This window comes from Campylobacter sp. JMF_04 NA10 (genome assembly GCF_027737655.1).
Taxonomy (GTDB): Bacteria; Campylobacterota; Campylobacteria; order Campylobacterales; family Campylobacteraceae; genus Campylobacter_B.
Genome location: NZ_JAOVTZ010000004.1, coordinates 98,017 through 110,653, shown reverse-complemented (window position 1 = coordinate 110,653; position 12,637 = coordinate 98,017). Strand labels below are relative to the sequence as shown.

The following is a 12,637-nucleotide window of genomic DNA, read 5'->3' as shown; positions in this document are numbered from 1 at the left end:
TGCGCCTAAATTTTAGCCTTTAAAACGGCAAATCACGCCCCGCTCACTCGCAAATAAAACTTTACCTTTTGCCCTTTTCTTAAATTTATCGTAAAGCCTACCTGCACTCATGCTCTCGCCGATGACAGTTTTGGTGCTGTTTGCGACATAGCCGATTTTGCCAAAACCCTCCAATTTCACGGCGATTGCCTCGCGGTCGTATTTATTATCTGGCTCTTTTTCGAGATTTACGACCATATTTTCCTTCAAAAATTCCCATCCATAGTAGAAATTTAGCCCAGTGATTGTGAAATAAATCTTTTTCATTTCGCGCTCCTTTCCTAAAATTTCCACTATTTTAGCGTGAAATTTTGACATATTATGTCGAAATTTAAATTTGTCCTTCCCATAAATCAAGCGTCAAGTGTCTAGCAAAAAATGCACCACTAGCGTCGAAGAAAAATGCACCACTTTAAAATTTAGATTAATAGTTAAAATTTATGAATTTTCTTGTTGTAGTATTTAAATCAGCAAAAGTTCTCTAACACATTGTTTGCATTTGGCACAAGCGAAAATTCTCGTCAGTAAAGAGCAAATTTGGTTGTATCTAAACTTTTAAATTCTAGTTCGATTTTTGGCGAATTTTCTCTTAATCGTGCTATCATAAGCCTATAAATAAGCGATAAATAAGAGATTTAAAATCTATTAGTTGTATAAATTTAAATTTTAAATTATTTTAAGAGTATATCTTAAAATATCGTAAAATATGTCGAGAGAGATACTTTACTATTTAAGTATAAATTTAGTTAAATGTGATAGATTTTAAAAAATAAGGGAAAAAACTTGGGAAATAAAGAAAATAACAATACATCAGAAGAGTTTGTAATCATAGAAAATAATTGGTTCATTAAAGCTCGCATTGCTGGGGCAATTCCGTGGATTATGTTTTGTTTAATTGTGTGTTTTGTATTGCTTTGTATTTCGCATGATGATCCATTAAAAGAATTGTATAGAAAAGGTGGGATTGGATTTACGCTTTGTGGTGCATTTATTTTAATATTTGACAATATTAAGTTAATACAAAAAATTAAAAAAATGCCATTAGTTGCTAAAATTTATGATAACTACATAGAATATGATTTTTATGATGCAAACGGAAATAAAAAACGATATAAAATGGATTTAAATAATGCTAACATAACATACTCAAACAAACCTGTACTTGGAAAATTTCCATCACCAGATGATATAAATTTCACAGATATATTTATTCGACCTGTGGCGTGTTGTATTAGATTTGTGGAAAATTTGGTTTTTAAAATTTTAAATCGTTTTTGCGAAAAAAAATATATTATTTTTGAAAAAAACGGCTTTCATCTTAGTTTAGAAGACAACAAAAAAATTTCAAACTATTTTAATGATATAAAATTTAATGAATTTACAAAAGGGTATTTTTTAATTGGATCAATAAAATTTAATAAGGAGGAAGAAAATGCCTGATGATAATTCAACTAAAAATGAAATTCCTTTTGCAGCTAAAAATGCAACAAAACAGCACGATTGATGTTCTATCTCGTATAAGCAGGGCGAAATTGCAATTTTTGATTTAATTTCGAGCAAATATATATGTTCGTTTTTAAATGTAACAAATTCGCCCCAAATTTACCAAATTTCTTTAAATTTCAAAATTCTATCAAATTTCAAAATTTCACCAAATTTTGCGCCTAAATTTTAGCCCTTAAAACGGCAAATCACGCCCCGCTCACTCGCAAATAAAACTTTACCTTTTGCCTTTTTCTTAAATTTATCGTAAAGCCTGCCTGCACTCATGCTCTCGCCGATGACAGTTTTGGTGCTGTTTGCGACATAGCCGATTTTGCCAAAACCCTCCAATTTCACGACGATTGCCTCGCGGTCGTATTTATTATCTGGCTCTTTTTCGAGATTTACGACCATATTTTCCTTCAAAAATTCCCACCCATAGTAGAAATTTAGCCCAGTGATTGTGAAATAAATCTTTTTCATTTCGCGCTCCTTTCCTAAAATTTCCACTATTTTAGCGTGAAATTTTGACATATTATGTCGAAATTTAAATTTGCCCTTCCCACAAATCAAGCGCAGTTTTTAGCCTAGATAGACCATCAATCACATTTTTGCGCGAAGTTGCGATATTTAATCGCAAAAATTTCTCTCCGCCCTTGCCGTATTGCGCGCCATGGCTTAGGAAAAGCCCTGTTTTTTGGCGGATAAATTTGGCTAATTTCATGCTCTCATCGCAATACCCGCTTACATCAAGCCACATTAAATATGTCGCATTTTGTGCTACGCTACGCACTTTTGGCAGTTCGCGCGCGATAAATTCATTGGCAAAAGCTCGGTTTGCGCTCACATACGCTCTCATTTCTTCCAACCACGCTTCGCCCCGCTCAAACGCACAAATCGCCGCAATTAGCCCAAAAAAGCTAGGCTCTGCGATATCATCGCCATTTAGCGCGCGACTGACTTTTTTATGCAGTTTTGGATTTGGGGTAAAAACAGCCGCTGTTTGCAAACCAGCGATATTAAACGCCTTTGTGGGAGCTATGATATTTGCGCTTAAATTCGCACAAACCTCGCTAGCAGCGGCAAATGGAGTGTAATTTACACCGGGCTCAGTAATATCGCAATGCACCTCATCGCTGATGACGATGACGCCGTATTTTTCGCACAGCTCGCCGATTCTCATTAACTCGTCCTTGCGCAAGGTCCTGCCGATAGGATTGTGCGGATTGCAAAGAAGTAATAGCGATGTTTGCGGGTCTTTTAGGCAAAATTCCAAATTTCCCCAGTCGATGAAATACTCGCCCTCTTCGTATCTAAGCTCGCAAGAAAGGGTATTTCTGCCCATATTTTTAATGCAGTAAAAAAAGCAGTTATAAACAGGCGTTAGGATTACGACATTTTCCCCGGGCGCGCTAAGCTTGCGAATTAGCGAATTTATCGCTGCTAGCGTGCCACCAGCGTAAGTTAAAGAGCCTTTTTTGATTTCGTAATTATGGCGCCTTTTCCACCACGAAGTATAGGCGTTTTCCCACTGCTCATCTAGCACGCTATATCCATACACGCGCTCTTCTAGGCGATTTTTTAATGCCTCGTAAATCTCTGGTGCTACGGCAAAATCCATATCCGCAACCCACATTGCAAGCTCGCCCTCACCTACTTCCCATTTTAGCGATTTTGTGCCAGCGCGGTTTGGCAGATTGTCAAATTCATACGCCATTTTACGCCCTTAATTCAGTGATAATCTCTGTTTTGCTCGCGTCTGTCGCGCCGTCTTGGATCAGCTCGCGGATTTTGGCGGCTTTGATTAGCCCTGAGCGCGGATTTTTCACGCTGTCGATTTCGCCGATGATTTCGGCATGCACATCGCTAAATTCAAACGCCAAGGTTGTGTTTATGAGTTCGCAGTTTTCTAGGCGTAAATTTTGCATATAGCAAAATCCTTGCAGGCTTTCGATTTTGCAATTTTTGAGCGTGACATTTTTGGAATTCCAGCCAAAATACTCGCCCGCGATGAAACAATCCTCGATTAGGATATTTTCGCAGTTCCAAAACGCGTCTTTGCTAAGAAGTTTTGAATTTTTTATTTTTACATTTTTGCAGCCGTCAAAGCAATAATCGCCAAAAAGATTTAAATTTTCTATCTCTAAATTTTGGCAATCAAGCCCGAAATATGGGCCTTTTGCGCTGATATTTTTAAGCACGATATCCTCGCAGTGCCACAGGGTTTCTAGCGCGTCAGTGAATTGGACATTTTCAATGTGCGCATTTTTCACTCTGCGAAGCCCCTTTGGCGCGCCATATACGCAATCACTTAGCCTTAAATTTTGGCTATACCAGATACCTGCGCGCGCGATTTCATCGAAAAGGCAGTTTGAGATTTCGATATTTTTCGCATACCAAAACGGATATTTCCACTCAAATTTTGAGTTTTGCACGATTATGTCAGAGCTCTCTTTCAGCGGTGATTCGCCGTCGCAAAAAACAGAATTTTCTATTTTTAAATTTTTCGCGCCAAAAAGTGCTCTTTCGCCACTAAATCGCATTTGTTTTAATGTTTGCATAAATTTTCCTTGTGATAAATTTACCTTTTTATACCAAAATTTTTAAAATTTTAATAGAACAATATTGCAAAATTCTTGCCTAATTATGCAAAATTTTGATTTATTTGTGTTTTGGCGTTTTGCGCAAATCAAAATAGATAAAATGCCCTGTGCTTTCGCCATTTTCGAAAATTTCGAGTTTGTAGCGCATGATAGGGCTATGGCAGGCTGCGACCATGATTTTGGCGTGGTATGAGCCGTCGTTAAAGCGGACAAGCGGGCTTTCGAAATTTCCCATATTCATGCTAATTCCTTTGATTTTTAGGGTTGGATTTTTTAGCTCGCGCAAAATCCCGCTAACCACAACCTCGCTCTCGCTCATCGCTACAATCGGCGCTGGTATGATTGCAAAGCTCGCACTCTCGCCACCTGCATTGCTAATGCACGAGGCTGTGTTTAAATCGCACGGCAAGGAAATTTTAGTATCCCCAAATAGCTTGTCGCTATCCTCGTTTGCGTGAGTTAAACCGCATAAAATCGCCAAAACAAGATAAAATTTTTTCATTTTTTCTCCTTGAAAATTTTTGCGTAATTTTAGGTAAAAAAGGTAAATTTTAATGATTGTTATTAAAATTTTGCTAAAATATCAGCCAAATTTTTAATGATAGGAGAGCTATTATGGATTTAAACGCACTTATGAAAATGGTTTCTGCGCTAAAAAGCGACGAGGGAAATGTCAGCAATTTCCAAGCAAACCCTACTGCATTTATCGAGAAATTTTTAGGTGTTGATCTACCTGATGATCAAGTAAATGCCCTAATCGCCGGCGTTAGCAATAACTTTTTGAAAGGCAACACAGCAAATGCTATGGGTAATGGCGGCGGCAGCGATATGATTGGAGCTGTGCTAGGCGGACTTTTAGGCGGTGGAGAGAGAGCAAACGCAAACTCAGTAGATAAATCAGGCGTAGATTTTACCGCGCTTATCGGCAAGCTTGCTGTGGCGAAATTTGACACAAACGGCGACGGCAAAATCGATATGAACGATTTAGGCGGGATACTCGGCAATATCATCGGTGGCGGAAACAAGGCTGGTTTTGGCGCAGATAATGGTGGGCAAGCTGGGCTTGATCTTGGCACATTGATGAAAATGTTTAAAGTCTGAAAATAAAAAAATATGCGAAATTCCCAAATTTCGCATATTAAAATATACTTAAATTATCATTTTTATATCACATATTAATCATTTATTTACCAAACTAGTAGTATAATCCCCCTGTCCGACAAGATAAAAACCTCCTTTTTGTATTTGCCTAGGCTTTCGGGTCTAGGCTTTTTTTATGCCCAAAAATTTGCTATAATCCCGCCAAATCAAATTCCAAGGAAAATCAATGCTAACACACATAGACGAAAACAATATGCCACGCATGGTCGATGTCAGCGCCAAAGACGACACCCAACGCTCCGCCACAGCCAGCGGGATAATCCACCTAAACGAGGCCGCATTTCGCGCAGTCAAAGAGGGCGATGGCAAAAAGGGCCCCGTGCTTCAAACCGCCGTTGTAGCGGCTATCATGGGGGCAAAAAAGACAAGCGAATTAATCCCAATGTGCCACCCGCTAATGATAAATTCGGTAAAAACGCAAATTGAAGAGTTGCCAAACGCTTTTAAACTCTATGTTACGGTAAAAATTACTGGTAAAACAGGGGTCGAAATGGAGGCTCTAACCGGCGTGAGCGTGGGCTTACTAGCCATTTATGATATGGTTAAGGCCGTGGATAAATCAATGCGCATTTCAGACATAATCTTAGAGCGCAAAGAGGGTGGCAAAAGTGGCGTGTATGTTAGAGAGTAAGCCTGTAATCGCCTATCCGGCGCAGTGGAAATACAAGGTCATCATCGAGTGCGCCACGCAAAAAAGAGAAAAGATTGACGAGGTTTTAGCTAGCGAGGAATACAGCCTGAAATTTTCGAAATTTTCAAACGGCGGAAAATACGCAAGCTTTGATATTTCGGTCTTGGTGGCTAACGAGGCTCACAGGCTGGGCGTTTTTGAGAAATTAAAGAAAAATTTTAAATTTGTATTATAGGAGAGAGTATGAAAGAGGAATTAGTAGCGAAATTTGGCGAGAATTTACGCAGCGCAAGCGAGGCACAAATTACTGAAAGTATCGAAAATTTGGCATTTTTGGCGTGCGAAAGCGAATTTAGAAATTTAAGTAAAGATGAGAAAACTGCTAAATTTGCAACCCTTACTAGCGCGCTTTGCGCCAAGCTAGGTGAGCTTGAAATTTTAAACAAATCAAACGCCAAATCTGTCATAAACGGCGCGAAAAAGGCACTTTGCGAAGAGGGCGAAAAGGAGCTTTATAGCCTGTTTTACGAATACGACGATTTGCGCAAAAAAATCCTAGCCTCACAAAGAGAGCTTTTAAATTTAGTCGAAAACGGCTACGAAAAAATCGAAAATTTGCTCCCAAATTTGGGCGAAAATGAAAAAATCATAGTCGCTGACGCTCTTGGCGAGCTTAGCAAAAACTCGCTTTTGCTTGCCGATGTTTTGAAGGAAGCTAGCGAAATGGCGTTTATCAGCGTGCTAGAAAACGGCGATGATATCGAGGATACGGCTCATTATACGGCGAAAAATATCGCATTTTACGCTATTAGCGAGGGCGAATTTACCCGCTTCCGCCTAAAAGAGATAGCCAAACTCATCATCGAAAGTGCGATTTTCGTGGCAAATGAGAGCAAAAATACTGCCCCAGCACTAATCCGAGGAGCCGTGCTTGGCGTGTATGATGCGATCACCAAAGTGGCTGAAAAATACCTAGACGATATGAGCGTGAGCCCTGATGAGAGTGTGCAGACCTTGGAGCAAAAAAAGGCGCAAATCGCCCAGACTAGCGACATTTTCACGGCTGTTTTAAGCGACGCAATCTCTCGCGCTGGCGAGCCAGCCAAAAGCGAAATCGAAAAATTAGCGCAAGAGGAATTTGGCGGATATTTGTCGAAATTTAAGAAAATTTATGGAGAACTTGGCGAGGCGCTAAGCGATAAAATCAGCGAAATGAAATTTGGCGAAAAGGCCAAAGATCTAAGCGCGCAATGGAAGGAAAAGGGCGAAAGGATTATCGAAAATTTCGAGCTTGATGAGAAATTCGGTAGCTTTAAAAAGGAAATGAGCGAGAAGCTTAGCGAAATCAAAACGGATATGGCGAAAAATATGAGCCAAAAAGCGCGCGAAATCAGCAAAAAAGCCTACGAAAGCGCACTTGATGCACTTGCAAAGATGAAAAACAAAGGCGAGAGCAAATGAGGGACGAAAATAGCACCTATCCGCTAATGGGAACGAGATTTGTCCTTGACGAGGAAAAAATCCTGCGCGAGGGCAAATACCGCCCAGAAACGCTTTACGCACAGATTGATAAAATCGCCAAAGAGTGCAATATGCAAAAGCAAGACAAAAACACATATTATGCCATTAGGGGCGAAAATGGTTTTTCTAGTTTAGGCAGTTTTGCTTATGTTTATTTGATAAAGGAAAAATGGTTTATCGATAATGTGAAAGAGTGGTGGTGGCTTGATGAAGAAGAGGGCGATGAAGATATGATGGGAGATGTAATGGAGGTAAAACAATGGAAAAAATCCTAAATTTGGGCTAAATTCACGCTAAATTTAACCCAAATTTCATGGCTTACTCAGTCGGGCTCATCTGCTTTATCACAAGTTCTGGCGAGATTACACTTCTGAAATTATTTTTATTTATGCTAAAAATCAAATCCACTCTCTGGTTTTCGCGTGGCAAAAAATCATAGTTAAACCACAGCGCCTCGACGCTGGCGCCGTTTTTTTGGATACTCATTTTGATATGTTTGCCCTCTTTGCCAATTTGGCGCACATTGCCCACGCTCGCGCCACAGATATTAAAGACAGGCTTTGGATTTTTCTGCCCGTAAGGCTCGAAAAATTCCAAAATTTCAAGCAGTTCAAAGTCGATTTGCGAAACTTCTAGCTCTCCTAGCAAATCGTCCGCCGCCCTGAAATCCTCCAAATCATCAGGCGTGATTTTCGCATTTACCCTGCGCCTGAATTCCTCCAAATTCGCAGGCTCTATCCCTACACCAGCTGCACCTTTGTGTCCGCCGTAAGTGGTTAAAATTTCAGCCTGCGATGAGATTAAATTTAAAATATCAAATTTCCCCACACTCCTAGCACTTCCCTTGGCGCGGTCCTCATGCACGCTAAAAACAATCGCTGGTTTTTTGTAAGTTTTGCTTAGGCGCGAAGCCACGATTCCGATAATCCCCTCGTGCCACTCATCACCCCAAACCACGATAATATTGTCGTCTTCGTTGATACTTTGCGCGATTTGCTCGTAAAGAGCTTTTTCTTCTTCTTTACGAGAATTATTAATATTATCTATCATTTTTAGGTATTGATTTGCCTCTCTGATATCGCGCGCGCACAGAAATTTATACGACATCGTCGCATCGTCCATGCGCCCCGTGCAGTTAATCAGCGGGGCAATCGTGTAGCTAATATCGTCGAATTCGAAATGTTTTTTGAAATAATGCTCTTTAATCGCCTTAAAACAAGCCCGATTTGAGTTGTTTAGCTTTTTTATACCATAGCGCAAAAGCGCCCTATTCATATCTCTAAGCTCCATCATATCGGCGATTATAGCGATGATTAGGATATCCATTAGGCTAGACATATCGTAATTCACGCCAAGAGTTTCTTTGAGCGCACCCACTAGATACCACGCGACCTGCGCCCCGCAAATTTCGATATTTGGGAAGGTGCAGTCTGGTTGTTTTGGATTGACGATAGCGTAGGCTTCTGGCAGGATTGGTGGTGGCATGTGGTGATCTGTGATGATTAAATCAATGCCCTTTTTAGCGCAAATTTGCGCTGCTTCTATCGCCGAAGTGCCGTTATCAACGGTAACTATTAGCCCGATACCCTCTAATTCGTCGATTATTTCGTTATTTAGCCCGTATCCATCAGTGAAGCGGTTCGGGATTTTTATGACATAATCTGCGCCGATTTGGTTAAAAAAGTCGCTCATAATCACGGTGCTTACGATACCATCGACATCGTAATCACCCACGACTGCTATGCGTTCATTTTCATCAATGGCAGTTTTTATACGCAATGCAGCCTTATAGATATCTTTGAGCTGGCTTGGTAAGGGAATTTCACTAAGTTTTGTGTGTTTATCATTTGCAAACCTCGATTGTAAAATTTCCCTTACTTCGTTTTTACCTAACATTTTTAATAGAAGCTTCGATAAAGCCCAAAATCGCAGGATTTGGGCGCACTAAGCGACTAGTAAATTCTGGGTGAAACTGCACACCTAGAAAAAACGGATGATTTTTTAACTCCACCGCCTCGATTAGGCCGTTTGATTCGCCACATACGATCAAACCCTCTTTTTCAAATTTGGCTCTATATTCAGGGTTTGCCTCGTATCTGTGTCTGTGGCGCTCTCTAATGGTCTTTGCGCCATCGTAAATTTTGGCTAGCAGTGAGCCTTTTTTGGTATCGCAGTCGTATCCGCCAAGGCGCATAGTCCCACCTAGCGGACTTTTGTGCGTGCGGATTTGTTTTTTGCCACTTGCATCGATAAAGCTATCGATGAGATAAATAAGCGGACTTTTGGTGTTTTCGTCAAATTCGATTGAATTTGCGTCCTTTATGCCTAGCACATTTCGTGCAAATTCGATTATACACAGTTGCATACCAAGGCAAATGCCTAAAAACGGCACTTTGTGTGTCCTAGCGTAATTTATGGCTAAAATTTTGCCCTCTACGCCACGCACGCCAAAGCCCCCAGCTACTAGCACGCCATTTACATCGCTTAGCATTTCATCTAAATTTGACTCTTCTATTTTTTCGCTATCAATCCATTTTAAATTTACCCTAGTATCCAGAGTAGCCCCTGCGTGGATAATGCTCTCGGTTAGGGATTTGTAGCTCTCTTTGAGGTCGATATATTTGCCTACAAATGCGATTGTGGTCTCATTAGTCGGAGCGATTACGCGCTTGACTAGGCTGTCCCATTTGCTCATATCTGGCTTTAAAACGCCAAAATTTAGGAAGCTTGCAATCGGCTCTAAAATTCCTTGACTCATAAATGCGAGTGGAATTTGATATATGCTTTGGCTATCTGGGCTTTCGATGACGCAGTTTTTATCCACGCCACAACTTAGCGCGATTTTGTCCTTTAAATTTCGATTTAAAGGCATTTCCGAACGGCAGATTATCATATCAGGACTGATACCGATACGGCGCAACTCGCCCACGCTGTGCTGGGTCGGTTTGGTTTTTAGCTCGCCAGCGACCTTGATATATGGGACTAGCGTTAGGTGGATATTCATGGTGTTTGCGCGCCCAAGCTCCACTCTCATAGCCCTTATCGCCTCCAAAAACGGCAAACCCTCGATATCGCCAACGGTTCCGCCGATTTCGACGATTAAAATGTCATTGTCTTCGCCCGCTTTTTTGATACGGCGCACGATTTCACCCACGATATGCGGGATTACTTGAATAGTCTTGCCTAGATAATCCCCCCTGCGCTCGCGCTCGATTACTGCGCTATAAACTCTACCTGTGGTGAAATTGTTATCTTGGCTTAAATTTTCGTCCAAAAATCTCTCATAATGTCCCAAATCAAGGTCTGTTTCAGCCCCGTCATCAGTAACAAAAACCTCTCCGTGTTCTAGCGGGCTCATAGTGCCCGGATCGACATTGATGTATGGATCTGCTTTTAGCATGCGAACTTTAAGCCCCGAGTGCTTCAAAAGTGTCGCAATCGATGCCGCCGCAATACCCTTGCCAAGGGAGCTTAAAACGCCACCCGTCACAAAAATATACTTCGTTTGTTTTGACATAGAAATATCCTAAATTTTGATTTTGATTAATGGCGAAATTATATCTTTGTTTTGGTTAAAGATAGATAATTTAAAATTTTATTATTTTTGGTTACAATGTCTTTTTAAATTTAATCCAAATTTTAAGGAGAAGCTGTGAAAAAATTTCTTGTTCCCATAGTGGCTGTAATCGTGCTAATTTTGGGTTTTGCCTTTTTGCCAAGCAAAGATAAGGGCGAGAGCCAAAACGAGCCAAAAGTAGAGCAAAGCGCGCCCGCAAACCCTATCGCTAAGGCTATTGATAGCGTAGTTGGCAACAAAGCAGGCGAGCTAGCCGAAAAATACATTAACCAAATGCTAGAAAATAGCCAGTTTTTCGAGGTTAAAGAGCGTAAATTCGACCGAGGCGATAGCTCGTCTGCTGGATATTTTACCGGCGTGATTAAAAAACAAACCCTAAAAGATCAGCTAGTCGCAGTCGTAGCTAGCGTGCATGGCGAGGCAGAAGCTAAGGATTTGCAAAAGTTAAATTCCGAAATGGATGAGATTTTCCCGCAGGATTTGGAGTTTAGATACGATTATACTATCGCGCACAGTGTCGCAAATATCGCTGATGGCGCGCAAATCGAGGGCAAAATCAAAACCATTACTCCACACTATGCTGAAATTTTAAAACAATTTTTCAAAACCGAGGAAATCGTTACAAACCGCGTCACAATCGCAACTGATATTAAATTTATTATCCAAGTAGCAGACGCCGAATACTCAAACGAGGGGGTGATGATAAATTTAAGCGGGCTAAATTTTGGCGGAGTTAGCGATTTAAATGGCGAAATTTTTAAAACCCTAAATTTAAGTTTGGATAAATTTTTCGTTTATGGCGTAGAGGGTGTGGATATCGAAATGCAGGGCCTTAACTACGATATGAAATACAAAAACGGCGTCAAAAATGGCGCAGAGCTAGTGGATTATTTCCTAGCTGATATGAGCTATACTTCCAGCCTTAAAAACGCCCTAATTACCGTGGAGGGCGATAGATTTATCGTCGCAAATGACGCTTCTAGCGAGGGCGAGACTAAGGTTAGTGGCGGAAAATACTTTATGGACGATAAATCGCGCATAGCAAGCCTCAAAGTCGCAGATGTGCTAGTGCGAAATGTCGCGATCGATAGCGACATCGCTATGAGCGAGAAACTTTACCGCGAGCTTGCATTTGCAAACCAAAACAAAGCAGAGGAACTAGCGAAAAATCCGCAAATTTTAAGAGATTTGTTCAAAGATGATATTTCGCTAAATTTGAAAAATTTGTCCTTCGAAAACAGCGTCGGCAAAAAATTTAGCCTTAGCGCAAAGGGCGTCGTGGGCGATTTCGTCGATGAAGAGACGCTGTTTGCGAAAATGAGCGCCAGCGGAAGTGCTAAAATCGACACAAGCCTTGGCGAGTTTATCTCTGATTACGATAGCCTGCGCCCGCTCGCACCGCTAATCGAGCTGTATTCGGCGCAGTTTTTACGCCCTGAGGGAAATGGCGTAAGGCTTGATTTTAGCTACGATAAGGCTTCAAATTTATTGCAACTAAACGGCGAAAATATCCCACTTCAATAATTTTTAGGTCAAATTTATGCGCGGGGAGCGTTTAAATTTGACCATTTTAAATTTTAAATTTGTGAAAATTTGTAATTTAAATCAAATTTAAAGGATAAA

Annotated in this window: 14 protein-coding genes; 7 read left to right on the top strand and 7 right to left on the bottom strand. The window is 40.7% G+C overall.

Features of this window, described 5'->3' with window-relative positions; translation table 11 throughout:
- Positions 1-12: 12 nt before the first annotated feature.
- Positions 13-306, bottom strand: a complete 294-nt coding sequence (locus OFO12_RS06600; protein ID WP_270869918.1) for an HIRAN domain-containing protein — start codon at positions 304-306, stop codon at positions 13-15.
- 516 nt (positions 307-822) lie between these two features.
- On the opposite strand from OFO12_RS06600, the gene OFO12_RS06595 reads away from it, so the two are divergent.
- Entirely contained in the window at positions 823-1,479 is a 657-nt protein-coding gene (locus OFO12_RS06595; RefSeq protein ID WP_270869917.1) for a hypothetical protein, read from the top strand.
- 231 nt (positions 1,480-1,710) lie between these two features.
- On the opposite strand, the gene OFO12_RS06590 is transcribed toward OFO12_RS06595, so the two are convergent.
- From OFO12_RS06590 to OFO12_RS06575, 4 genes are all read right to left on the bottom strand, one after another.
- Positions 1,711-2,004: an HIRAN domain-containing protein gene (locus OFO12_RS06590; protein ID WP_270858709.1), complete on the bottom strand. Its 294-nt coding sequence runs from the start codon at positions 2,002-2,004 to the stop codon at positions 1,711-1,713.
- Positions 2,005-2,068: 64 nt separating this feature from the next.
- Positions 2,069-3,238 carry a MalY/PatB family protein gene (locus tag OFO12_RS06585; RefSeq protein WP_270869916.1) on the bottom strand — a complete coding sequence of 390 codons (1,170 nt, stop codon included), beginning with the start codon at positions 3,236-3,238 and terminating at the stop codon, positions 2,069-2,071.
- Between the two features lies 1 nt (position 3,239).
- Positions 3,240-4,082: a DUF3737 family protein gene (locus tag OFO12_RS06580; protein ID WP_270869915.1), complete on the bottom strand. Its 843-nt coding sequence runs from the start codon at positions 4,080-4,082 to the stop codon at positions 3,240-3,242.
- 100 nt (positions 4,083-4,182) lie between these two features.
- The gene (locus OFO12_RS06575) at positions 4,183-4,626 is read right to left on the bottom strand and encodes a hypothetical protein (RefSeq protein WP_270869914.1); all 444 of its coding nucleotides are present in this window, start codon (positions 4,624-4,626) and stop codon (positions 4,183-4,185) included.
- Between the two features lie 113 nt (positions 4,627-4,739).
- On the opposite strand from OFO12_RS06575, the gene OFO12_RS06570 reads away from it, so the two are divergent.
- From OFO12_RS06570 to OFO12_RS06550, 5 genes are all read left to right on the top strand, one after another.
- Entirely contained in the window at positions 4,740-5,225 is a 486-nt protein-coding gene (locus tag OFO12_RS06570; RefSeq protein WP_270869913.1) for a hypothetical protein, read from the top strand.
- A gap of 226 nt (positions 5,226-5,451) precedes the next feature.
- A complete protein-coding gene (moaC, locus tag OFO12_RS06565; RefSeq protein WP_270862857.1) occupies positions 5,452-5,916 on the top strand; it encodes a cyclic pyranopterin monophosphate synthase MoaC in 465 nt (154 codons plus the stop codon).
- Positions 5,903-6,151 carry an HP0495 family protein gene (locus tag OFO12_RS06560; RefSeq protein ID WP_270869912.1) on the top strand — a complete coding sequence of 83 codons (249 nt, stop codon included), beginning with the start codon at positions 5,903-5,905 and terminating at the stop codon, positions 6,149-6,151. The genes moaC and OFO12_RS06560 overlap by 14 nt, the downstream gene beginning before the upstream one ends.
- An 8-nt stretch (positions 6,152-6,159) precedes the next feature.
- Positions 6,160-7,377: a hypothetical protein gene (locus tag OFO12_RS06555; protein ID WP_270869911.1), complete on the top strand. Its 1,218-nt coding sequence runs from the start codon at positions 6,160-6,162 to the stop codon at positions 7,375-7,377.
- Entirely contained in the window at positions 7,374-7,712 is a 339-nt protein-coding gene (locus OFO12_RS06550) for a hypothetical protein (protein WP_270869910.1), read from the top strand. Before OFO12_RS06555 ends, OFO12_RS06550 begins: the two co-directional genes overlap by 4 nt.
- Before the next feature lie 43 nt (positions 7,713-7,755).
- Here the strand turns inward: OFO12_RS06550 and recJ are convergent, their stop codons facing one another.
- Entirely contained in the window at positions 7,756-9,333 is a 1,578-nt protein-coding gene (gene recJ / locus OFO12_RS06545) for a single-stranded-DNA-specific exonuclease RecJ (protein ID WP_270869909.1), read from the bottom strand.
- A complete protein-coding gene (locus OFO12_RS06540) occupies positions 9,323-10,954 on the bottom strand; it encodes a CTP synthase (protein ID WP_270869908.1) in 1,632 nt (543 codons plus the stop codon). Before OFO12_RS06540 ends, recJ begins: the two co-directional genes overlap by 11 nt.
- A gap of 135 nt (positions 10,955-11,089) precedes the next feature.
- On the opposite strand from OFO12_RS06540, the gene OFO12_RS06535 reads away from it, so the two are divergent.
- Entirely contained in the window at positions 11,090-12,538 is a 1,449-nt protein-coding gene (locus tag OFO12_RS06535; RefSeq protein WP_270869907.1) for a hypothetical protein, read from the top strand.
- The last annotated feature ends 99 nt before the right edge of the window (positions 12,539-12,637 follow it).